The organism is Pseudomonas sp. SF2, assembly GCF_036858055.1.
Taxonomy (GTDB): Bacteria; Pseudomonadota; Gammaproteobacteria; order Pseudomonadales; family Pseudomonadaceae; genus Aquipseudomonas.
The window spans coordinates 1-22,730 of record NZ_JAMBDI010000026.1 but is presented as its reverse complement, the minus strand read 5'-3'; the positions used below and the strand labels follow the sequence as shown (position 1 = coordinate 22,730).

22 protein-coding genes are annotated in these 22,730 nt (G+C 63.9%); 9 read left to right on the top strand and 13 right to left on the bottom strand.

Features of this window, described 5'->3' with window-relative positions; translation table 11 throughout:
• Complete coding sequence (locus M2S36_RS16520; protein WP_003259082.1) at positions 1 to 282, bottom strand: SelT/SelW/SelH family protein; 282 nt, start codon at positions 280 to 282, stop codon at positions 1 to 3.
• A 67-nt stretch (positions 283 to 349) separates the two neighbouring features.
• Here M2S36_RS16520 and M2S36_RS16515 point away from each other — a divergent pair, with 67 nt between their 5' ends.
• The gene (locus tag M2S36_RS16515; protein ID WP_207830942.1) at positions 350 to 2,536 is read left to right on the top strand and encodes a patatin-like phospholipase family protein; all 2,187 of its coding nucleotides are present in this window, start codon (positions 350 to 352) and stop codon (positions 2,534 to 2,536) included.
• Between the two features lie 161 nt (positions 2,537 to 2,697).
• On the opposite strand, the gene M2S36_RS16510 is transcribed toward M2S36_RS16515, so the two are convergent.
• Positions 2,698 to 3,135, bottom strand: a complete 438-nt coding sequence (locus tag M2S36_RS16510) for a MarR family transcriptional regulator (RefSeq protein WP_207830940.1) — start codon at positions 3,133 to 3,135, stop codon at positions 2,698 to 2,700.
• A gap of 150 nt (positions 3,136 to 3,285) precedes the next feature.
• Complete coding sequence (gene recQ, locus M2S36_RS16505) at positions 3,286 to 5,433, bottom strand: DNA helicase RecQ (RefSeq protein ID WP_207830937.1); 2,148 nt, start codon at positions 5,431 to 5,433, stop codon at positions 3,286 to 3,288.
• Positions 5,434 to 5,679: 246 nt separating this feature from the next.
• Here recQ and M2S36_RS16500 point away from each other — a divergent pair, with 246 nt between their 5' ends.
• From M2S36_RS16500 to M2S36_RS16490, 3 genes are all read left to right on the top strand, one after another.
• Positions 5,680 to 6,267: a YecA/YgfB family protein gene (locus tag M2S36_RS16500; protein ID WP_025340148.1), complete on the top strand. Its 588-nt coding sequence runs from the start codon at positions 5,680 to 5,682 to the stop codon at positions 6,265 to 6,267.
• Between the two features lie 7 nt (positions 6,268 to 6,274).
• Positions 6,275 to 6,640 (top strand): YbaN family protein, encoded by a 366-nt coding sequence (locus M2S36_RS16495; RefSeq protein ID WP_207830934.1) that lies wholly within the window; start codon positions 6,275 to 6,277, stop codon positions 6,638 to 6,640.
• A gap of 312 nt (positions 6,641 to 6,952) precedes the next feature.
• On the top strand, positions 6,953 to 8,311 hold the full coding sequence (locus M2S36_RS16490) for a TolC family outer membrane protein (RefSeq protein WP_207830932.1): 1,359 nt from the start codon (positions 6,953 to 6,955) through the stop codon (positions 8,309 to 8,311).
• A gap of 97 nt (positions 8,312 to 8,408) precedes the next feature.
• Here the strand turns inward: M2S36_RS16490 and M2S36_RS16485 are convergent, their stop codons facing one another.
• From M2S36_RS16485 to M2S36_RS16475, 3 genes are all read right to left on the bottom strand, one after another.
• Complete coding sequence (locus tag M2S36_RS16485; protein WP_233687554.1) at positions 8,409 to 9,008, bottom strand: tRNA-uridine aminocarboxypropyltransferase; 600 nt, start codon at positions 9,006 to 9,008, stop codon at positions 8,409 to 8,411.
• A gap of 182 nt (positions 9,009 to 9,190) precedes the next feature.
• On the bottom strand, positions 9,191 to 10,756 hold the full coding sequence (locus M2S36_RS16480) for a methyl-accepting chemotaxis protein (RefSeq protein ID WP_207830927.1): 1,566 nt from the start codon (positions 10,754 to 10,756) through the stop codon (positions 9,191 to 9,193).
• A gap of 140 nt (positions 10,757 to 10,896) precedes the next feature.
• Positions 10,897 to 11,790 carry a LysR family transcriptional regulator gene (locus M2S36_RS16475; protein WP_063912913.1) on the bottom strand — a complete coding sequence of 298 codons (894 nt, stop codon included), beginning with the start codon at positions 11,788 to 11,790 and terminating at the stop codon, positions 10,897 to 10,899.
• 224 nt (positions 11,791 to 12,014) lie between these two features.
• Between M2S36_RS16475 and speB the strand changes: the two genes are divergently transcribed.
• Complete coding sequence (speB, locus tag M2S36_RS16470; protein WP_063912914.1) at positions 12,015 to 12,965, top strand: agmatinase; 951 nt, start codon at positions 12,015 to 12,017, stop codon at positions 12,963 to 12,965.
• Between the two features lie 133 nt (positions 12,966 to 13,098).
• The gene (locus M2S36_RS16465; protein ID WP_207830924.1) at positions 13,099 to 14,478 is read left to right on the top strand and encodes a sodium:solute symporter; all 1,380 of its coding nucleotides are present in this window, start codon (positions 13,099 to 13,101) and stop codon (positions 14,476 to 14,478) included.
• A gap of 119 nt (positions 14,479 to 14,597) precedes the next feature.
• Here the strand turns inward: M2S36_RS16465 and M2S36_RS16460 are convergent, their stop codons facing one another.
• The gene (locus M2S36_RS16460) at positions 14,598 to 14,726 is read right to left on the bottom strand and encodes a PA1414 family protein (RefSeq protein WP_009683677.1); all 129 of its coding nucleotides are present in this window, start codon (positions 14,724 to 14,726) and stop codon (positions 14,598 to 14,600) included.
• A 124-nt stretch (positions 14,727 to 14,850) separates the two neighbouring features.
• On the bottom strand, positions 14,851 to 15,744 hold the full coding sequence (gene ptrR / locus M2S36_RS16455; RefSeq protein WP_333957478.1) for a putrescine utilization regulator PtrR: 894 nt from the start codon (positions 15,742 to 15,744) through the stop codon (positions 14,851 to 14,853).
• Between the two features lie 106 nt (positions 15,745 to 15,850).
• Between ptrR and M2S36_RS16450 the strand changes: the two genes are divergently transcribed.
• The gene (locus M2S36_RS16450; protein ID WP_207830920.1) at positions 15,851 to 17,023 is read left to right on the top strand and encodes an MFS transporter; all 1,173 of its coding nucleotides are present in this window, start codon (positions 15,851 to 15,853) and stop codon (positions 17,021 to 17,023) included.
• Between the two features lie 107 nt (positions 17,024 to 17,130).
• Here the strand turns inward: M2S36_RS16450 and M2S36_RS16445 are convergent, their stop codons facing one another.
• The 4 genes from M2S36_RS16445 to M2S36_RS16430 all read right to left on the bottom strand — a co-directional run bounded on the left by M2S36_RS16445 (position 17,131) and on the right by M2S36_RS16430 (position 19,147).
• Positions 17,131 to 18,057 carry a DMT family transporter gene (locus M2S36_RS16445; protein ID WP_207830917.1) on the bottom strand — a complete coding sequence of 309 codons (927 nt, stop codon included), beginning with the start codon at positions 18,055 to 18,057 and terminating at the stop codon, positions 17,131 to 17,133.
• Positions 18,058 to 18,163: 106 nt separating this feature from the next.
• Entirely contained in the window at positions 18,164 to 18,559 is a 396-nt protein-coding gene (locus tag M2S36_RS16440) for a transcriptional regulator (RefSeq protein WP_207830915.1), read from the bottom strand.
• A 77-nt stretch (positions 18,560 to 18,636) separates the two neighbouring features.
• Complete coding sequence (locus tag M2S36_RS16435) at positions 18,637 to 18,891, bottom strand: BrnA antitoxin family protein (RefSeq protein ID WP_046614667.1); 255 nt, start codon at positions 18,889 to 18,891, stop codon at positions 18,637 to 18,639.
• Positions 18,869 to 19,147 (bottom strand): BrnT family toxin, encoded by a 279-nt coding sequence (locus M2S36_RS16430; protein WP_207830913.1) that lies wholly within the window; start codon positions 19,145 to 19,147, stop codon positions 18,869 to 18,871. Before M2S36_RS16430 ends, M2S36_RS16435 begins: the two co-directional genes overlap by 23 nt.
• Positions 19,148 to 19,415: 268 nt before the next feature.
• On the opposite strand from M2S36_RS16430, the gene M2S36_RS16425 reads away from it, so the two are divergent.
• Positions 19,416 to 19,688, top strand: coding sequence for a hypothetical protein (locus M2S36_RS16425; protein WP_013973700.1), 273 nt, complete (start codon positions 19,416 to 19,418; stop codon positions 19,686 to 19,688).
• A gap of 125 nt (positions 19,689 to 19,813) precedes the next feature.
• Here the strand turns inward: M2S36_RS16425 and M2S36_RS16420 are convergent, their stop codons facing one another.
• Complete coding sequence (locus tag M2S36_RS16420) at positions 19,814 to 21,175, bottom strand: DEAD/DEAH box helicase (protein WP_063912922.1); 1,362 nt, start codon at positions 21,173 to 21,175, stop codon at positions 19,814 to 19,816.
• 103 nt (positions 21,176 to 21,278) lie between these two features.
• Here M2S36_RS16420 and M2S36_RS16415 point away from each other — a divergent pair, with 103 nt between their 5' ends.
• Positions 21,279 to 22,580, top strand: coding sequence for a mechanosensitive ion channel family protein (locus M2S36_RS16415; RefSeq protein WP_207830909.1), 1,302 nt, complete (start codon positions 21,279 to 21,281; stop codon positions 22,578 to 22,580).
• The last annotated feature ends 150 nt before the right edge of the window (positions 22,581 to 22,730 follow it).

Genomic DNA, 22,730 nt, shown 5'->3' with positions numbered 1-22,730 from the left:
TCAGCGGTCGTTGTGGCCCAGGTCGCGTTGCGGGTCGATCTGGTCACGCACCCGCTGCTTCAGCACCTTGGCCTCGGGGAAGCCCCCGTCGGCCTTGCGCTCCCAGATCTGCACACCATTGCAGGTGATGCGGAAGATACCGCCGGTGCCAGGCTCCAGCGCCACTCGGCCAAGGTCGTCAGCGAAGGTGCTGAGCAGTTCCTGGGCCAGCCAGGCGGCACGCAGCAGCCATTGGCACTGGGTGCAATATGTGATGACGATTTCCGGTTTGCTGTCGGCCATGGTGAGGCATCTCCAGGTGAGGGGCCGCTTATACTAGCGGTCTTTAGCCCACGGTTTGAGACTCACGATGCGCCGTTTGCTGTTCTGTTTCCTGCTTACCCTTACCTCCCTCACGGTATTCGCCGCGGAAGCGGCCAGGCCCAAGGTTGGCCTGGTGCTGTCGGGTGGCGCGGCCCGTGGCCTGGCCCACATCGGAGTGCTCAAGGCCCTGGAGGAACAGGGTGTGCGCATCGACGCCATCGCCGGCACCAGCATGGGCGCAGTGGTCGGCGGCCTGTACGCCTCGGGCTACAGTGTCGATGAGCTGGAAAAGCTCGCCACCACCCTCGACTGGCAACAGGCACTGTCCGATGCCCCGCCGCGCAAGGACGTGCCATTCCGGCGCAAGCAGGATGACCGCGACTTCCTGGTCAAGCAGAAGCTCAGTTTTCGCGACGACGGCAGCCTGGGCCTGCCGCTGGGCGTGATCCAGGGCCAGAACCTGGCGCTGCTACTGGAAAGCAAGCTGGCGCACACCGCCGACACCCGTGACTTCGACAAGCTGCCCATCCCCTTCCGCGCAGTGGCCACCGACATCGCCAGCGGCGAAAAGGTAGTGTTCCGCCGTGGCCACCTGCCCCAGGTGATCCGCGCCAGCATGTCGATCCCGGCGGTGTTCGCCCCGGTCGAGCTGGACGGCCGGCTGCTGGTGGACGGCGGCATGGTCGACAACATCCCGCTGGACGTTGCCCGCGAAATGGGTGTGGACCTGGCCATCGTGGTCGACATCGGCACCCCGCTGCGTGACCGCAAGCAGCTGGCCACGGTGGTCGACGTGCTCAACCAGTCGATCACCCTGATGACCCGGCGCAACTCGGAGGAACAACTGGCCAGCCTGCACCGTGACGACATCCTCATCCAGCCGCCGCTGACCGCCTTCGGCGTCACCGATTTTGGCCGCGCCCGGGAAATGATCGAGGCCGGCTACCGCGCCACCCGCCTGCTCGACCCGCGCCTGCTCGCCCTGCGCCAGCCCGAAGGCGACAGCAGCCTGGCCGTGGCCCGTTCGCCACGCCAACGCACGCCGACGATCACCGCGATCAGGATCGAGAACGACTCCAAGGTCAGCGACGACGTCATCCGCTCGTACATCCGCCAGCCCATCAATGCCCCGCTGGAGCTGGACCGCCTGCAGACCGACATGGGCACGCTGTATGGCCTGGACTACTTCGACCGGGTGCAGTACCGCGTGGTGCACAAGGGTGACGACAACACCCTGGTGATCAACGCCCGTGGCCGCCGCGGTGGCACCGACTACCTGCGCCTGGGCCTGAACCTGTCGGACGACCTGCGCGGCGACAGCGCCTTCAACCTGGGCGCCAGCTACCGGGTCAACGGCATCAACAGCCTCGGCGCCGAATGGCTGACCCGTGGCCAGATCGGCGACCAGCAGGAACTGTACAGCGAGTTCTACCAGCCGCTTGACGTGGGCTCGCGCTATTTCATCGCGCCCTACCTGGACTTCGGTTCGCAAAACATCGAAGCCACCCTGGACAACGACCCGGTCGCCGAATACCGCCTGGAGCGTTACGGCTTCGGCCTGAACGTGGGGCGGCAGATCGGCACCAACGGTGAAGTGCGCCTGGGCGTGGGCAAGGCCTGGGGCGAGGCCGAGGTGCGCATCGGCGACCAGGACCTGCCCAAGGTCAGTTTCAACGAAGGTTTCTACGAGCTGAAGTACTCGTTCGACACCCTCGACAATGTGTACTTCCCGCACCGCGGCGAGGATATCGGCCTGACCTTGCGCAAGTATGACCAGTCGCTGGATTCCGACCAGGACTACCGGCAGTGGATGTTCAACCTGGACAAGGCCCTCAGCAGCGGGCCGAACACCTTCGTGCTGGGCGGGCGCTACGGGCGCACGCTGGATGAGACCGAAGTGGTGACATCGAGCTTCGTGCTGGGCGGGGCGCGGGAGCTGTCAGGCTTCCGCCAGGACTCGGTGTCGGGGCAGAACGTGAGCCTGATGCGCATGGTCTACTACCGCCGCCTGACGCCACGAGCCTACGTGCCGCTGGACTTCCCGCTGTACATCGGCGGGTCGCTGGAGCGTGGGCGGGCGTGGAACAACGATAACGAATTCGACAGTGGCTACATCAATGCGGCGAGCATCTTCCTGGGGCTGGAGACGCCGCTGGGGCCATTGAACCTGAGTTACGGGGCCAACAGTGCGCATGAGCAGGCGGTGTACCTGAACCTGGGGCATACCTTCTAGGGCTTCATCGCTTTCAGGGCCGGTGAGATCCCTGTGGGAGCGGATTCACCCGCGAAGCAGGCGACGCGGTGCATGGCACCGGCTGCGCCGGTGTTCGCGGCTAAAGCCGCTCCCACAGGGACCGCGCCAACTTGAAGGCCGCAAAGCGGCCCCAGGGCCCCTCAGGATTTTTCGAGGTTGGCCAGGATCCTGGCATGCACCCGCATGCACACCTGCAGTTCCGCCTCGTCCACCCCGGTGAACAGCTCCACCCGCAGTTGATTGGCAATGGTTTCGATCTGGTCGATCAGCGGCTTGGCCGGCGGGCACAGCACAATCTTCTTCGCCCGCCGATCTTCCAGCACCGCCTGCCGGCGTACCAGCCCCTGCGCTTCCAGGCTGTCGAGCAGGCGCGCCAGGGTCGGGCCTTCGACACCCACGCTCTGGGCCAGCTCGCGCTGGGTCGGGGCATCTTCGAAACGGGCCAGGTGCAGCAACACCAGCCAGCGCGCCTGGGACAGGTTGAGCCCGGCCAGGCGGCGGTCCAGCTCGGCACGCCAACCGCGGGACATCTGGGCCAGCTGCATGCCGAAGCGGTGTTGATTGTCGGTCAGGGGCATAAGCAACTCATTGAACAGATCTAATTATTAGGCAGCTAACCATGGCCCGTCCCACGAGGCAAGGCTCGGGCACCCTGGAATGTTCGATAATCGTCAAAAAACATGACGAAGGTCAGCAGATAACCGTTCTGACCTCGATCCTGTCGCCACTCACAGTTCGAACTCGGCCGCCAGCGCCGCACGCACGCAGTAGAGCACGCCCTCCGGCACCCGGGCCCCGAACAGCGGCGCAATCGCCGACACCGGTGGCAGTTCGCCCTCGCCATCGAGGAAGGCATCCTGCACTTCCATCAGCAGGTCTTCCGGCAAGTCCAGGGCCTGCTCCAGGCTCAGCTCCTGGCGGCCCAGCGCCTCGGCCAGCAGGCTGTAGACGTTCTTCTCGCTGCAGTTGAGCTGCCCGGCGATCTGCGCCGGGGTCATCCCGGCGCGGGCCAGGCTGACCAGTTCGTGGCGCAGGTCCAGCACCACTTTCGGCGCCTCGTCGGTGCCGCCGCTGTTGTTCAGCACCTCGAGGAAGGCCTGGCCATAACGCTCCAGCTTGCGCGCCCCCACGCCGCTGACCTGGGCCATGTCGCTGAGGCTGACCGGCTGGCTGCGCAGCATCTCCAGCAACGTCGAGTCGGGGAAGATGACGTAGGGCGGCACACTGTGCTCCTCGGCCAGCTTGCGCCGCAGGGTGCGCAGTGCTTCCCACAGCTCGCGCTCTTCGGCACGCACCAGTTGGCTGGCCGGGCTGCCGCCACTGGACGACGAAGTCTTGGCGGTAGTCTGTGGCTTGAGGTCTCGGCGCAGCTGCAAGGTCACCTCGCCACGCAGCAGCGGCCGGCAGCTGTCGGACAGGCGCAGGCCGCCGTAACCCTCCAGGTCGATGTCGACCAGGCCGCGTGCCACCAGCTGGCGGAACAGCGAACGCCACTCGACCTCGGCCAGGCCTTTGCCGACGCCAAACACCGAGAGCTTCTCGTGGCCGAAATTGCGCACCTTCTCGGTGTCCTTGCCCAGCAGCACGTCGACCAGGTGACCAACGCCGTAGCGCTGACCGGTGCGGAACACCGCCGACAGCGCCTGGCGGGCCGGCTCGGTGGCGTCCCAGGTCTGCACCTGGTCGACACAGTTGTCGCAGTGCCCGCACGGTTGCTCGAGGGTTTCGTCAAAATAGGCCAGCAGCGACTGGCGGCGGCAGCGGGTTTCTTCGCACAGGGCCAGCATGGCGTCGAGCTTGTGCTGCTCGATGCGCTTGTGGCGCTCGTCACCTTCGGAGTTCTGCAGCATCTGCTTGAGCATCACCATGTCCTGCAGCCCGTAGGCCATCCAGGCATCGGACGGCAGCCCGTCACGGCCGGCACGGCCGGTCTCCTGGTAGTACGCCTCGAGCGACTTGGGCAGGTCAAGGTGGGCGACAAAGCGCACGTTGGGCTTGTCGATGCCCATGCCGAAGGCGATGGTGGCGACCATGATCAGCCCTTCCTCGTTGAGGAAGCGGTGCTGGTTGGCCGCGCGCGTCTCGGCAGCCAGGCCGGCGTGATACGGCAGCGCCGGGAAGCCCTGGTCACAGAGGAAGGCGGCAGTTTCGTCGACCTTCTTGCGTGACAGGCAATAGACGATGCCGGCGTTGCCGCGGCGCTCACCAAGGAAGGCCATCAGCTGCTTGCGCGGCGCCTCCTTGGGCACGATGCGGTAGAAGATGTTGGGCCGGTCGAAACTCGACAGGAAGCGCTCGGCGCCTTGCAGGTGCAGGCGCTGGACAATCTCTTCGCGGGTGCGCATGTCGGCAGTGGCGGTCAGCGCGATGCGCGGCACATGCGGGAACAGCTCGGCCAGTTGGCCCAGTTGCAGGTATTCGGGGCGGAAATCGTGGCCCCATTGCGACACGCAGTGGGCCTCGTCGATGGCGAACAACGCGATATCCAGGTCGCGCAGGAAGTCGAGCATGCGCGGCTGCACCAGGCGCTCCGGCGCCAGGTACAGCATCTTCACTTCGCCACGGCGCAGGCGCCCGGCCAGGTCACGCTGCTGCTCCGGCGTCAGCGTGGAGTTCAGCGCGGCAGCCGGCACACCGAGTTCGTCGAGCGTGGCGACCTGGTCGTCCATCAGCGCGATCAGTGGCGAAACCACCACCGTCAGGCCTGGGCGCAACAACCCCGGCACCTGGAAACACAACGACTTGCCGCCACCGGTAGGCATCAGCACCAGGGCATCGCCGCCATTGGCCACGCAGTCGATGATCGCTGCCTGGCGCCCGCGGAAACTGTCGTAGCCGAAGACGTCCTTGAGAACGCGCTGAGCCTGTTCGAGCATGTGCAACTCCACAAATCGCCGTACCATCCTGGATACAGGCTGGACGAAAAACCCGCCCCGCACACGCCAAATGCGTAAGCGGTTTTTGCCAGGCAGCCGGCAAAACCTGCCCCTGGATGAAAAATCGCGGAGTATACCGCAGCACCGCCCCGCGCAGGGCACCACGGCGATAGACGTTCCCTTTGCCCCGCCGCCGTCGCAAGGTGCTAGAATTCGGTATCGTTTATTCCCCAAGGTAGCCCTGTAATGTCCTTCGCCGAGCAACTGACCCGCCTGCAAGCCTTCCTCGACGCCGACGAGCTGCACGAAGAAGCGCTGGACTATGTCGCCGCCCACGGCTACCTCACCGCCCTGTCGATCAATGCCGAGGAAGTGCCCGAGCGCGAATGGATCGACGCCCTGTTCGCCGAAGAGCCGCACTACGCCAGCGACGCTCAGCGCACCGAGATCGAAGCCACCCTGGTGGCGCTCAAGGCGCATATCGCCCGCCAGCTGGCCAGCGACGACGAGTTCGAGCTGCCGTGCGACCTGGACCTGACCGACGAGCCGGACGATTCTGACCTGCGCGGCTGGTGCATCGGCTTCATGGAAGGCGTATTCCTGCGTGAAGAGGCCTGGTTCGAGAACGCCGAAGAAGAAGTCAGCGAGATGCTGCTGCCGATCATGGTCGGCTCGGGCCTGTTCGACGAGCAGCCAGAGTTCGCCGATATCGCCAGCAACGCCAACCTGCAGGACGACATGATCGTACAGATCCCCGAAGCGCTGACTGCGCTGTTCCTGCTGCTGCACGCCCCTGACGAAAAGCCGGCGCTGCTCAAACCACGCCACCACTAAGTCGCCTATGCGATACCTGCTGCTGGCCACCGGCTGGCTCAGCGTCGCGTTGGGGGTGTTGGGGATTTTCCTGCCGGTACTGCCCACCACCCCGTTCCTGCTATTGGCGGCGGCCTGCTTTGCCCGCAGCTCGCCGCGCTTTCACCACTGGCTGGTCCATCACCCGAAGCTCGGGCCGTGGATCCGCGACTACCTCAGTGGTGAAGGCATCCCCCTCAAGGGCAAGGTCTACGCCATCGGCCTGATGTGGGCCAGCATCGGCCTGTCGTGCTATCTGGTGCCGCTGTTCTGGGCGCGCACCTTCATGTTGACCAGCGCCGTACTGGTAAGCCTGTATATCCTCAGCCAGAAAACTCTGCAGAAGCCAAAGTGACAATATTTTGTCGCCAAATATCAATTTCGCCTAACTGATATTTCTCTTATCCGAAATAGTTCTGGAACCGCGCACGAACCCTGTATCCATTGGCTTTCACGGCTTTTAACGGTGCCGCAGCCTGTGTTTTTTTCGCGAACCAATTAGACAATATATGTCTTATATGGCAATTTGATATGAAGAAATCTTCTTATCTATCGCGTTGAATGTACTTAGCTGTGTTGTTAAAAACCTGCAACACTATACGCGGTAACTTTATCGTCATTTTTTTGGCGAGCAGCAGGATCAATTCCAGGATCAGGGAGATGTACCATGCGCGTTTTGAACCCCATCACCAGTGCATTACTGTTGGCCCTGGCGAGTGCCAACGTACAGGCGATGTCGATCACAGAGGCTGTCCAGAGCGCCGTGGACTACCATCCGCAAGTCAGCTCCAATCGCAACAGCAAGCTGTCGGCCGATGAAGATGTGAAGTTTGCGCGTGGTGGCTACTACCCTTCCGTGGATTTGGTCGCCGGCTATGGCCGCCAGCGTTCGGACAACACCACTACCCGTGCCGAGGGCAACCACAACAAGGAAACCCTCAACTACACCCAGTCCGAACTGCGCCTGCGGCAGATGATCTTCGACGGCTTCAACACCGCGAATGAAGTGGGCCGCACCGAAGCGGTCTCCACCTCCCGCGCCTACTACACCCAGGCCGTCGCCCAGGATGTCGCCCTGCGTGCAGTCGAGGTGTACCTGGAAGTGCTCAAACGCCGTGAACTGGTAGCCCTGGCCAGGAACAACCTGCAAGCCCACCTGCGCGTCAACGACCAGATTGGCCTGCGCAACGAGCGCGGTGTCGGCAGCACCGCCGACCTTGACCAGTCCCGCGCACGTCGCGCCCTGGCAGAAAACAACCTGGACACCGCCGAAGTCGACCTGGCCGACGCCGAGGCCAACTTCTTCAGCGTCGTCGGCCGTATGCCGGACGAGCTGGAAAGCCCGCAGACCATCAAGGGCGAGGTGCCTGGCACCCTCGATGAAGCCCGCGACGGCATGCGCCAGAACAACCCGTACATCAAGTCTGCCCAGGCTGACGTGAATGCTGCCGAGCAGCAATACGAAGTGGCCAAGTCGACCTTCTACCCACGCTTCGACGCCATTCTGGCCACTGGTGCCAACAACAACACCGGCGGCGAGAAAGGCCACAACAACAACGACTGGCAAGCTGGCGTTGAAATGAACTACAACCTGTTCCGTGGTGGCAGCGACAAGGCTCGCCTGCAGTCCGACGCGCACAAGATCAACCAGGCCCTGGACATTCGCAACAACGCCCTGCGTGAGCTGACCGAGAACCTGAGCCTGGCGTGGAACGCCATGAACAACGCCAGCAAGCAGTTGCCAACCGCGCGTGAATACGCCGAGACCACCAAGCGCGTGCGTGCCGCCTACCAGGACCAGTTCGGCCTGGGCCAGCGCACCCTGCTCGACCTGCTCGACAGTGAAAACGAGCTGTACAACGCCGACCGCCGCTACACCGAGGTGCGTTATACCGAGGAGTTCTCGCGCTACCGTGTACTGGCGACCATGGGTGAGCTGCTGAGCAAGCAGCGTATTTCGCTGCCGCCGGAAGCGCTGGCTACCACCGAAGTACGCACCGAGGCGCGTTTGCCTGAGATGCGTTGATCGGGTTCGAGATAGCCGGGGCCACTCCCACAGGAGGATCAACTACTGTGGGAACGGCCTTGTGTCGCGAAAGGGCTGCAGAGCAGCCCCCTTGCGCTCACTCGGTGCCATGGTTGCGCTGGAACGTCTCCTCGCCCATGGCCCTGATCTGCCCTTCGATCAACGCCTCGAACGGCGCCAGCAACGCATCGAAGCAGGCCGGTTGCTCCAGCGCATCGAGCGCCCCCACCACCGCCTCGATAGTCGACAGCGCCCCCGCCTCCGGCGCCTTGCGCAGCCGGTAGCGTGAAGGCGCGACCGCCCCCAGCGTCACCCGCGGCAACGCCACCAGCACCGGGTTCAGGTACAGCAGCTTGCGCGCCTTGCGCCAGGTACCGTCGGGCACGATCAACAGCAAGGGTTTGTCTTCCGTCTCGCCATAGGCCTGCAGCACCTGGGCGTCGTCACCCGGGAACAGCAGGGCCGGCCGGTAACCGGGGGTAGCCAGCAGTTCGTTCAGGTCATCGAACACCTCACCTACCCGCAACTCGGCATTGTTCAGGCCAAGGGCGGCCAGGCGGGCAGTGTTCAGGGCATGGGCGGTTTCACTGGGGTGCTGCAGCAGGATGACGCGGGTGCGGCTGTCGAGCGCGGGGATCAGTGGGCAGAGGCAATGGTCGAGCGGGCGCTGGCAGCGCTCGCAGCGGGGTCTGGGCATGGGGTTCTCCTTGGCGGGAACAGTTTGCCACAGAACCGGGGCCCGCTCTGCGGGCCTTTCGCCCTGTAGGAGCGGGCTTGCCCGCGATGCAGGCAATGCGGTGGCTGGCACGGGCTTCGCCCGTGATCGCGGGTAAACCCGCTCCTACAGGGCGAAAGGGCTGCAAAGCAGCCCTTGCGATCTCAACGGTTGAACCGCTCCGCCAAGCTATGCAGGTACTCTGCCATGCGCTCCAGGTCCTGGCTGATTTCCGCGCCCTGCCTGGCCTGCCCGGCACTCTGGTCGCACAGCTGGGCAATCCTCACGATCTGCTGGTTGATGTCCTCGGCTACATGGCTCTGCTGCTCCGACGCCGTCGCCATCTGCTGGCTCATGCCAGTGATGCGGCTGACCGCCTGGGCAATCCCGCTCAATGCCGCCTGCACAGCCTCGACACTGTGCACGCTGTCCCGCGAGATCTGCTCACCACGGTTCGCCGTACTGACCGCACGCTCTGCCCCGGCGCGCAACGACGCGATGATGTGATGGATTTCCTCGGTCGAGGCACGAGTGCGCTGGGCCAACGAACGCACCTCATCCGCCACCACGGCAAACCCGCGCCCCTGTTCGCCGGCGCGTGCCGCTTCAATGGCGGCATTGAGCGCCAGCAGGTTGGTCTGCTCGGCAATCGACGTGATCACATCGACCACGCTGCCGATCGACTGGGTCTGCTCGGCCAAGGCGTTCACCGCCTGGCCAATGTCATTGACGGCATCGCTCATGCTGCCCATGGCTTTCAGGCTCTGCAGGGCCAGCTCGCTGCCCTGCTGCGCCAGCTGGTCGGCATCACCCGCTGCGTGCGCCGTGCTCTGCACGTTGTGGGTAACCTCCTGGATGGTCGCCGCCATCTGCGCAATGGCAGTGGCGGACTGGTCGGTCTCGTTGCGCTGGCGGTCGAGCATCTGGGCCTGGGCATCGGACAAGTCGGACGACTGCGCCGCCCGCGACTTCACCCCGACCCCGGCATCCACCAGGCGGGTCAAGGCCGTTTGCAGGCGTGCCTCCTCACTGATGATGGCCAGGTCGAGCTGGCCCTGCAGGCCCGGGTTATCGCTGTAGGTCAGCGCCACCAGCGGGCTGGTGAAGGCCTTGGGATGCTCGGCCAGCGTGTGGCGGATGGCCTGGTTCTGCCGGTGCTCGACCAGATACCAGGCCAGCAGCAGGCTGGCCATCAGCACCCCGAGCGCCGCATAAGTCGGCAGCCACAGGTAGCCCGCCGCCGACAGCAGGCCCGCACCGATCAAGGGCCACCCGTGGCCCAGGCCATGCCCCAGCCGGGCCGCCCACGGCACCGCCGCGCGGCCGGCCCGCAAGCGTGCGTACAACGCCTCGGCGCGGCGGATCTGCTCGCGGGTGGGCACCGAGCGCACCGACTCGTAGCCGCTGATACGGCCCTGCTCGTAGATGGCCGTGACATAGGCACTGACCCAGTAGTGATCGCCGTTTTTCGCCCGGTTCTTGACCACGCCCATCCAGGGTTTGCCCTGTTTGATGGTTTCCCACATGTGGCCGAACACCGCTGGCGGCATGTCCGGGTGGCGCACCAGGTTATGGGGTTGGCCGACCAGCTCGTCGTAGGTGAACCCGCTGATCGCCACGAAAGCGTCGTTGCAGTAGGTTATGCGGCTGTTGAGGTCCGTAGTGGAAATCAGGCGTTGATCGTTAGGAAAAGTTCTTTCGTGCTCAGTGACGGGCAAATTCATGCGCATCTTGGGCAATCCTTGCAGGATTAAAGGGAGATAGTCATCAACACACGCAAGTGTGATGTATAGCAGGACGCCATTATGTTGTCGGTCAGCGGCGCCAACTATTTAGCGCACACCGACGAAATACAGGCATGCGCCGTACCTCAGCCGACGTTGAGCTGACTCTTGAGCAGGTCGCGGAAAGTCTGGATCAACGGCTCGCGGCTGCGCCCGCGGCGAATGATCAGCGAGAACGGTGCCTGGTAACCGAAAGTGGACGGCGACAGCACGCGCAAGTCGCCCTTGTCGACCCAGGCCTGGGCATAGTGCTCGGGCAGGTAGCCGATGTAGGCCCCGGAGAGAATCAGGATCAATTGCGCTTCCATGCTCTCCACCGTCGCTGCGCTGTGCTTGAAGCCATGCCGGGCCAGCTCGGCCTGGCTCCAGTAGCCCCGTCCGACCATGCGCTGCTGGGTCACCACCGGCTCGGGAATGCGCCGTTCGGCATACAACGGGTGGCGGCTGCTGCAGTACAGCCAGTGCTGCTCACGGTAGAGCGGCTGGTAAAGCAGCCCGCTCATGCGCGAGGAAAACGCCCCGATGGCAAGGTCCAGGCGGTTGTCCTGCACGCCCAGCTGCAGCTCGTAAGGGCTGGACACCGACAGGTGCAGGTGCACCGCCGGGTGCTCCTGGCTGTAGGCGCCGATGGCTTCGGCCAGCGGCAAGGCCCGGTCACCGACGGTGGAGTCGATCACTCCCAGGTTGAGGGTGCCACGCAACTCGCCCTTCAGGGCGGCTGCATACTGCTCGAAACCGTCCAGCTCGGCCAGCAGGCGCAGGGTCTCCTGATGGAACAGCTCGCCCTTGCTGGTCAGGCTGAAACCGCCACGGCCGCGGTGGCACAGCACGATCCCCAGGGCGCCTTCCAGCTGGCTCATGTAGGTGCTGATGGCCGAGGTCGACAGGTTCAGCTCGCGCTGGGCGTTGGCGAAACCCTGGTGGCGCACCACGCTGACGAAGATGCGCAGCAGTTTCAGGTCGGGCAGGGTCGAGGCCATGGTGCAACGTTCCGCAAGGGTATGTGCGCGCAGTCTAACCGCTCTGCCGGCCTTTAGTTCAGAAATTCCTGAACTAAGTATTTGCCGGTAGCGATTTTTCCCCGGCACTACCTTCAGCAGACTTGGCCGAAATGTCCCTGCCCGCCGACAAGACCACTCCTGGAAGGCGCGCGGCGGCACAGGTTCGAACAAACAGAACAATCGACCGACTGATGAGGCCCACCGTGGACAAGATCCTCCACCAACCACTGGGCGGCAACGAAATGCCGCGTTTCGGCGGCATCGCCACCATGCTCCGCCTCCCCCACCTGCAAAGTGCCCAAGGCCTGGACGCCGCGTTCATCGGCGTGCCACTGGATATCGGCACCTCGCTGCGCTCCGGCACCCGCTTCGGCCCGCGGCAGATCCGCGCCGAATCGGTGATGATCCGCCCGTACAACATGGCCACCGGGGCTGCACCGTTCGACTCGTTGTCGGTGGCCGACATCGGTGACGTGGCAATCAACACTTTCAACCTGCTGGATGCAGTGCGCATCATCGAAGAAGCGTATGACGAGATCCTCGAGCACAACGTCATCCCGCTGACCCTGGGTGGCGACCACACCATCACCCTGCCGATCCTGCGCGCGCTGCACAAGAAGCACGGCAAGATCGGCCTGGTGCACATCGATGCCCATGCCGACGTCAACGACCACATGTTCGGCGAGAAGATCGCCCACGGCACCACCTTCCGCCGCGCCGTGGAAGAAGGCCTGCTCGATTGCGAGCGCGTGGTGCAGATCGGCCTGCGCGCCCAGGGTTACACCGCCGATGACTTCAACTGGAGCCGCCGCCAGGGCTTCCGCGTGGTCCAGGCCGAAGAGTGCTGGCACAAGTCGCTGGCGCCACTGATGGCCGAAGTGCGGGAAAAGGTCGGCGGTGGCCCGGTGTACCTGTCATTCGACATCGACGGCATCGACCCGGCCTGGGCACCAGGCACCGGCACCCCGGAAATCGGCGGCTTGACCACCATCCAGGCGATGGAGATCATTCGCGGCTGCCACGGCCTGGACCTGATCGGCTGTGACCTTGTCGAAGTCTCCCCGCCTTACGACACCACCGGCAACACCTCGCTGCTCGGTGCCAACCTGTTGTTCGAAATGCTCTGCGTGCTACCAGGCGTAGTGCGTCGTTAATACCGCTACACCCCGGCAGGAGCCATGAGGGAGGGCCACAGAGGCCCGCCAACAACACGACAAGACCGCCGGGCGCCGTGAACCCGCCCGCGTGGTCGATCTCGCCATAATAAAGATAATCGGGAGACCCCCAATGGCCTTGGACATCATTGTTGTAATGATCTATACCGTCGGCATGCTCGGGCTTGGCTGGTATGGCATGCGGCGCGCGAAAACCCATGAGGACTACCTGGTGGCCGGGCGCAACCTCGGCCCGGTCCTGTACATGGGCACCATGGCCACTACCGTGCTCGGTGGTGCGTCTACCGTCGGCACCGTACGCCTGGGCTACGTCCACGGCATCTCCGGCTTCTGGCTGTGCGCAGCCCTGGGCCTGGGCATCATCGCCCTCAACCTGTTCCTGGCCAAACCCTTGCTGCGCCTGCGCATCTTCACCGTGACCCAGGTGCTGGAGCAGCGCTACAACCCGACCGCACGCCAGGCCAGCGCCGTGATCATGCTGGCCTACGCACTGATGATCGGCGTCACCTCGACCCTGGCCATGGCCACCGTATTGCAGGTGCTGCTGGACCTGCCGTTCTGGGCCTCGCTGCTGCTGGGTGGTGGTGTGGTGGTGCTGTACTCGACCATTGGCGGCATGTGGTCGCTGACCCTGACCGACATCGTCCAGTTCGTGATCAAGACCGTCGGCCTGATGTTCATCCTGCTGCCAGTGTGCCTGTACAAGGCCGGTGGCTGGGACACCCTGGTGGCCAAGCTGCCGGCGGCCAGCTTCCAGCTGACCACCATTGGCTGGGACACCATCATCACCTACTTCCTGATCTACTTCTTCGGCATCCTCATCGGCCAGGACATCTGGCAGCGGGTGTTCACTGCCCGTGACGAGAAGGTCTGCCAGCGTGCCGGTACCACTGCCGGTGTGTACTGCGTACTGTACGGCCTGGCCTGCGCCACGATCGGCATGGCTGCGCACGTGCTGATGCCCGACCTGGCCAACCCGAACAATGCCTTTGCCGAGATGATCAAGACCACCCTGCCCGATGGCATCCGTGGCCTGCTGATGGCAGCGGCGCTGGCCGCCATGATGTCCACCGCCAGCGCCGGCCTGCTGGCTGCGTCGACCACCCTGACCGAAGACCTGCTGCCCAAGCTGCGTGGCGGCAAGCAGTCGAGCCTGGGCGTCAGCCGCCTGTTCACCCTGCTCACCGGGCTGGTGGTGCTGGGCATCGCCCTGATGGTGAACGATGTGATCAACGCCCTGACTTTGGCCTACAACCTGCTGGTCGGCGGCATGCTGATCCCGCTGATCGGGGCGATCTTCTGGAAACGCGCTACCACCGCCGGGGCGATCGCCAGCATGTCGCTGGGCTTCGCTACCGCGCTGCTGTTCATGTTCAAGGATGGGCTGGAGGCCAATACGCCGATCTACTACAGCCTGGCGGTTGGCCTGGTGAGTTTTGTGGTCGTTAGCCTGATGTCGCGTAAATCGGTGGCGGCGGTGAAACTGGCCTGATCTACAGCCTGAACTGGCCTCTTCGCGGGCAAGCCCGCGATGAGGCCGGTACAGGCAACACAACTGGCAGACACGAAAAGGCCGCTGCACCCACCCAGGTGCAGCGGCCTTTGTATTTATCAGCGACGACGCGGTTGGCGTTTGCGCTGCTCCTCATCAGTCGGGATCGGCACCGGCTGCAAGGGTGGTGGAATCAGCCCCAAGGCGACAGCCAGGTCGTGGAGCCAGTTGGACAGTGGTTTATTCATAATGCCCCCTTGACGGGTCAGCCTCACGGCAATTCAATCCTGCGATGTTTCATACAGATCATAGCCCTATGTCCTGTATTACGCATGCCTCTACACCTACAGATACGGGCCATTTTGATACGGATCAAGCCGTAGCGGCGCATTCCGACGACTGGTTAATCGTTTCGCTTTGTTGCAGGTCGATCCAGGCCTGCAAATTCGCCCCGCGCATGCCCTGGCGCCACATCAACCAGGTGACCGCCTGATCGAACGGTGCCTGCAGTTGGTGCACCCGCACCCGGTCGCGCCCGGGCAGGCTGTCGAGCATCGACCGGGCCATCATCGCCACCCCCGCGCCGGCGATCACGCAGGCCAGCATGCTCTGGTAAGACTCGATCTCCATCAGCCGGCCCATGGGCGTATGGGCATGGGCATACCAGGCCTCCAGACGCATGCGGTACGAGCAGCCCTGACGGAAGGTGAACACCGCCTTGCCCGCCACATCCTTGGCAGTGTGCACCACAGGATGCTCAGGGCTGGTGATCAGCACCAGCTCCTCCTCGCACAACGGCACGCCATCCAGCCCCGCCAGGCTCGGCGGCCCGTCCACCAGGGCCGCGTCCAGGCTGTGGTTGAGCAGGCCTTCCAGCAGTTCGCCACTGGGCGCGGCGCGCACCTGCAGGTTCACCGCCGGGTAGGCCTGATGATAACGCGCCAGCAACGCCGGCAAATGGGTCGCTGCCGTGCTGTACATGGTCCCCAGCACGAAGTCCCCGGCCGGTTGGCCACCCCGCACGGCGGCCAGCGCCTCGTCGCGCAAGGCTGACATGCGGCTGGCGTAGTCCAGCAGCACCTTGCCCGCCGGCGACAGCTGCAGGCGCTGGCGCTCGCGCAGGAACAGCTCGACACCCAGCTGCTCTTCGAGCTGGCGCAAGCGCGTCGACAGGTTCGACGGCACCCGATGCAGGCGCTCTGCGGCGCGGGTGACCGAACCCTCCTCGGCCACGGCCTGGAAGATACGCAGCTGGCTGAATTCCACGGCATTCTCCAAAACAGAACAACTTGATCATAATTATTCAATTTTATTGAAAAAGAAACCGCCCTAACCTGCCAGCCATCGCTTACATCCGTGCAGGAGACTTGCCATGTCGCCACTCATTCAACTGCTGGCCAGCGCCGTGGCGCTGATGATGGCCATGGGCATCGGCCGCTTCGCCCTTACCCCGCAGCTGCCACAACTGATCGCCGAAGGCCAGTTCGACCTGACGGTCGCCGGGCTGGTGGCAGCGGCCAACTACCTGGGTTACTTCATCGGCGCGGTCGACGCCATGTTCGCCCGCGCGCCGGGCCAGGTGCGCCTGCGCCTGCATGGCGGGCTGTGGCTGTGCGTGCTGCTGACCCTGGCCTCATGGGCCGCCGACGGGTTCTGGAGCCACCTGCTGCTACGCTTCGGCACCGGCGTGGCCAGCGCCTGGGTACTGGTGATGATCACCAGCCTCAGCCAGCAGGTAGCCAATGCCAACAACCGCCAGCGCCTGGGTGCCCTGGTGTTCGCCGGGCCCGGCCTGGGCATTGCGCTGACGGGTTTGCTGGCGCTGGTGGCGCATTTGTGGGGGCTGGGCTCGGCTGCACTGTGGCTGATCTATGCCGTGGCCGCGCTGGTGATGCTGCTGGCGCTCCGGCCTTGGCTGCCCCGGGCGCTGCAAGCGGCGCCGGTGCCGTCGGCTGCAGGCCAGGGCCCGACGCGCAGTGTCGGCATCGGCCGCCTGGGGCTGGTTTATGCGCTGTATGGCGTGGGTTACATCCTGCCGGCCACCTTTCTGTCGCAGATGGCCAACCAACAGTTCCGCGGGCAGTGGCTGGCCGACCTGTTCTGGCCGGCGTTCGGCCTGGCGGCGGCGCTGGGGGTGCTGCTGGTGAGCCTGCGGCGTGGTGGCCGCACCTCGACCTGGTTGACCGCCACCCTGTGGTTGCAGGGGCTGGGCGTGCTGGCCTGCCTGATGGGCGGGGGTGTCGGGCTGGCGTTGGGCGTGGTGCTGTGTGGCGGGCCGTTCCTGGCCTGCATGCAGCTGGTGATGCAGCGCTCGCGGGAGCTGGCGCCGCATGCCACGCAGCGCAATGCCGGGCTGCTGACGGCGTGCTTTGCCCTGGGGCAGTTGAGCGGGCCGTTGCTGGCCGCGCTCAGCAGCCATTACAGCGGCGGGCTGCAGCCGGCGCTGATGGTGGCGGCGGGAGGGTTGGTGGTGGCTGGGGGGTTGGTGCTGTTTGCCGGCTCTGCACCGCAGGGCAGCACCTGTCAGGCCAAGGCTGCATCCTGAATTGCAGTTGCCTGTGCCGGCCTCTTCNNGGTACTGCACAGGTCTTGAGGATCGCGCCCCCCTGTGGGAGCGGGTTTACCCGCGAAGAGGCCGGCACAGGCTACAGATTACCCAACAAGCTTACGCAGTTGCTGCTTCACCCAAGGCTCGGCACTCACCAGGATCACCCCCAGCAGCACCATCAACGCGCCAACCACAAAGTTCAGGCTCAGCGGCTCATCCAGCAGCAACACGCCAAAGGTCACCCCGAACAGCGGGGTGATGAACGAAAATACCGCCAGGTTCGACGCCAGGTACTTGCGCAGCAACCAGAACCAGGTCAGGTAGCTGATGAACGACACCACAATCCCCTGGAACAGCACGCTACCCATCGCCAACGGTGTAAACGACACCGCGCCGATCTGCCCACTGAGCAAGGCAATCAGCAGCAAGCCGGCAAAGCCCACCGCCAACTGATAGAACAGGGTCAGGGTGGCCGGCGCTTCCGACAGCCGCGAGCAACGCACCACCACCGTGGTCGCGCCCCAGGCCAGCCCGGCAATCACGCCAAACGCATCCCCCAACAGGGTGCGGCCATCCATGTGCTCGAACGACATACCGCCGGCAAATGCCATGGCAATGCCGCCGAAGGCCAGCAGAATCCCCAGCCATTGCAGCAGCCGCAGGCGTTCGCTGGGCAACCTGAAATGCAGGCCCAACGCGGTGAACACCGGCGCGGTATAGAGGAACACCGACATATGCGCCGCCGAGGTCAGCTTCAGCCCCTCGGCAATGAACAGGAACTCCAGGCCGAACAGCCCGCCCGCCACCGCCCCGGCTCGCCAAGTGCTGCCGACCTGCTCCCAGCCCCCGCGCCAGCACAGCATCAGGCCCACCAGCACGGCGGCGATGCCATTGCGCAAGGCCGCCTGCATCACCGGCGCGATATCGACAGCGGCGGTCTTGATCAACACCTGCTGGCAGCCCCAGATCAGGCACAGCCCCAGCATCACCTGGAAGGCAAAGGCATCAGGGTTCTTGCGGACCGCGCTCATGGGCGGGCCTCTGCGGTGGTCATTGGCATGGGCAAGGGCTCGGCAGTGTTCAGGAACTACCGATTATCGGGTTTCCATGGCCGCCCTTGCCAGCCTCAAAACGACCTCAGGCAATCTGCGCCTTCGCCGACACCTGCTCGAAGGTGGTTTCGTCCAGCGCGTCCTCCTGCTCGTCCAGCACCTGGCGCGGGTGCTCGAAGCCGGGGATGCTGCTGTCGATCAGGCTCAGCAGCCGCGAACCGCGCTCGGTCAGCACGAAGTTCTCGCCATTGCCACCGTCCTCTTCGGGCCGGGTTTCGATAAAGCCACGTTCGAACAGCAGCCTTTCGTACTCGCAGGCACGGGTTTTCAGGTGGTCCAGGTCGCCCACCGGCTCCCCCTTGGCGGCCAGTGCCGCAGCGTGCTGCTCGGCATAGGGGCGTGGCGTGAAGCTGTGACCGGCGCCGTTCTGCACCTCGTGCAGCAAACGCTCGATCAGGTCCCAGTCGTAGGCGATGCTCATGGCTACGGGCTCCTGCTGTGGACGGAAGGGGTACACAGGTTGGGACCTGTCGAGGTTGCCCGGCGTTCCGAAATATCTCAGCGCTGGCGTTGTTGCGCTTGCATGTACTGGCGCAGCAACTGGTTGATCCGGGTCTGGTAGCCACTACCCTGCTCTTTGAACCAGGCGAGGACATCGGAATCGAGGCGAATGGTCACCGTCTGCTTGGCTGGAACTCGCAGCTCGGCCTCTCGGAAGAAATTTTCATCCAGCTCAGGAATATCCGAGGTATCAATAGCCTGGTCGTCCTGTCGAGCCAGGCGACTCCAGTCAGTTTTCGATGCTTTGGTCATAATGTTTGGCCTCCCATCTGGTGGCTTTGCATGCAGAAATGATGCGAATGACATCACCCTGCCTTTCCGTGTACACGACCACGCCTATCAGACACTTCAGCCAGCCCAGGCAGACCCAGCGTTCCTCATCGTGGTCCGGATTGTCATCGCGGCGAATCAGCATCGGGTGATTGAACATATCCGGAACATCGCTGAAGTCGATGCCGTGCTTGCGGATGTTTATCTGGTTCTTGGCATCGTCCCATTCAAAGAACATGGGACGCTCCGTATTTACATCTGTACATACGATACCTCCTGATCCAGGCCAAGGCTAGGGAGCGATCGCCCACTCTTCAATAGCTTCAGGAGGTTTTGGGAAAGGGATTACAACCTGGAGGGAAGTGGCCTGGCCAAATGGCTCACAAGGCTAGGTCAGATGCCCGGCTGCGGACAGGCTGACCATGAAGTGCCACCGGTCGAAGGCGCTGAACTAACGGCCAGGCACATGCCTCCACCGGGCATTACCACCGCCGGAGGTAGGAAGGATGAAACTGCTGCTGCCCATTGCCTGTGCTACTGCCCTGTCCTGCGCCCTGCCCGCCTGGGCCTGCACACCGGAAGAAGCAACGCAGAAACGCGAAGAGCTGGCCGGGTTGGTCACCCAGTTGACCGAGCAGAACCCGCAGAAGGCCAAGGAGATCAATGACGAGCTTCAAGGGATGGAGCTGGGGACGGCGAGCAAGGATTTGCCCGACAAGTGTCAGCTGATCGACAAGCGGATCAAGGAGTTGAAAGAGGCGGAGAAAAAGGCTGAATAGTGGCCGCCTGTGCTGGCCTCTTCGCGGGTAAACCCGCTCCCACAGGGATCGCACAGGCCTGGAAGCCTGTAGGGTCGCTGTGGGAGCGGGTTCACCCGCGAAGAAGCTAACACCGTTACCGAGCGTTACTCAGCCGCAGGCTTGCGCTTCTTCAGCGGCGCCAGGCCGTCGGCGCTGGCCAGCGGTGCGTTGGCCTTCGGCTTGGCGGTTGGCTTGCGCTTGGCGGCTGCCTTCTTGTCACCGGTCTTCTTCTCGACCTTTTTCTTCTTGCTGCCCGCCGCCTTGCCCGAGGCCTTGACCTTCTTCGGCCCGCTGTAGGTGCCCTTCACTTCCTTGATTACCCGGCGCTCGAACTGCTGCTTGAGGTAGCGCTCGATGCTCGACATCAGGTTCCAGTCGTTGTGGGTGATCAGCGAGATCGCCAGGCCTTCGCCACCGGCGCGGCCGGTACGGCCCACGCGGTGCACGTACTCGTCACCGCTGCGCGGCATGTCGAAGTTGATCACCAGGTCCAGGCCGTCGATGTCCAGGCCACGGGCCGCCACGTCGGTAGCTACCAGCACCTTGGAGCTGCCCTGCTTGAAGCGGTCCAGGGCCAGCTTGCGGTCCTTCTGGTCCTTCTCGCCATGCAGCACGAAGGCCTTCACGTCCTTGGCCACCAGGTGGCCGTAGATACGGTCGGCCAGGGCGCGGGTGTTGGTGAAGATGATCGCCTTGTCGAAGGTTTCGTTGGCCAGCAGCCACTGCACGATCTGCTCTTTGTGCTGGTCGTGGTCGGCGGTGATGATCTGCTGGCGGGTGCCTTCGGCCAGCTGCGAAACGCTGTTGAGCATCAGGTGCTCAGGGTCTTTCAGCACCTTGCCGATCATGTCGCGCAGGGCCGCACCACCGGTGGTGGCAGAGAACAGCAGGGTCTGCTGGCGGTTCTCGCACTCCTTGCACAGGCGCTCCATGTCTTCGGCGAAGCCCATGTCGAGCATGCGGTCGGCTTCGTCGAGGATCAGCACCTGCACGTGGGACAGGTCGAGGTTGCCGGCGTTCAGCTGCTCCAGCAGGCGGCCCGGGGTGCCGATCAGCACGTCCGGCACCTTGCGTAGCATGGCGGCCTGTTCCTTGAAGTCTTCACCACCGGTGACCAGACCCGACTTGATGTAGGTGAACTGCGAGAACAGCTGCACCTGCTTGAGGGTCTGCTGGGCCAGTTCACGGGTCGGCAGCAGGATCAGCGCACGGATCTCCACGCGGCGCTCGCGCAGGTCGACCAGGCGGTTGAGCAGCGGCAACACGAAGGCTGCGGTCTTGCCGCTGCCGGTCTGCGCGGTCACGCGCAGGTCACGCCCTTGCAGGGCCAGGGGGATGGCCGCGGCCTGCACCGGGGTTGGCTCGACAAAGTTAAGCTCGGCCACGGCTTTAAGCAGGCGTTCGTGCAGGGCGAATTGGGAGAACACGGAGGTAACCTCAGGCAAGTGCGGGAAATTCAGTTGCATAGGGTAACGTTTTCTGCCGCCTTAGCCGAATTTCTTTTGGCAACTTTGTCGCCATACGCGCTCTAATGGCGCTTCGTTTGGCAACAAGACTGTACGCAAGCCCATGGATATCCAACGAATCTGGCGTGACTCCCTCGACCTGTGGGGCACCCTTGACCAACATCCGATGTTGCACGCGGCCATCGGCCTGGCGGTGCTGCTGCTGGTTTCCCTGGTCATCGGCCGCCTGGCGCGCTTCCTGGTGCTGCATGGCGCCCGCCTGCTGGCCCGCCAGCCAGCGCTGAAGTGGCTGGATGACCTGCGCAACAACAAGGTGTTCCACCGCCTGGCGCAGACCACGCCGTCACTGGTGCTGCAGTTCGGCCTGAAACTGGTGCCCGAGCTGTCCGACACCGCCCAGCACTTCCTCGGCAATGTCGCTCTGGCCTTTACCCTGCTGTTCATGACCATGGCGCTGTCGTGCCTGCTGGATGCCCTGCTCGACATCTATGCCCGCACCGAACACGCCCGCACCCGCTCGATCAAGGGCTACGTGCAGCTGGCCAAGATGATGCTGTGGATCTTCGCCGCCATCGTCATCGTCGCCACCCTGATCGACCGCTCGCCACTGTTGCTGCTGTCGGGCCTGGGTGCCATGTCGGCGGTGCTGCTGTTGGTGTACAAGGACACCCTGCTGTCATTCGTCGCCAGCGTGCAGCTGACCAGCAACGACATGCTGCATGTGGGCGACTGGATCGAGATGCCCCAGGTGGGCGCCGATGGCGACGTGGTGGACATCACCCTGCACACCGTGAAGGTGCAGAACTTCGACAAGACCATCGTCTCCATCCCTACCTGGCGCCTGATGAGCGAGTCGTTCCGCAACTACCGCGGCATGCAGCAGTCCGGTGGCCGGCGCATCAAGCGCAGCCTGTTCATCGATGCGGCCGGGGTGCGCTTTCTCACCCGCGAAGAGGAACATCGCCTGAGCCAGGTGCACCTGCTGGCCGACTACCTGGCCGCCAAGCGCCAGGAACTGCAGCGCTGGAACGAGGCCATGGGGCCGGTGGCCGAGCTGTCGGCCAACCGCCGCAAGCTCACCAATATCGGCACCTTCCGCGCGTTTGCCCTGGCCTACCTGAAGAACCACCCCAACGTGCACCCGAACATGACCTGCATGGTGCGGCAGATGCAGACCACCGCCGAGGGCGTACCGCTGGAGATCTACTGCTTTACCACCACCACGGTGTGGGCGGATTACGAGCGAATTCAGGGGGATATCTTCGACTACCTGCTAGCGGTGTTGCCGGAATTTGGCTTGAGCCTGTATCAGCAGCCGAGTGGCAACGACATGCGGGTGGGGTTGAGCGGGCGTGTATCGCAAGAGCCTGTGCCGCGACGGCTGGAAGAAATGAGCGAGGCTTGAGATTGCCGGGGCTGCTTCGCAGCCCATCGCCGGCAAGCCAGCTCCGACAGAGCTCACGCAGATCGTGATATCTTCGTTGTACCTGTGGGAGATTGCCCAGCCCTTTGGGCTGCGCTGTCGCACAGATAACTGAAATCGCAAGCGATCCGC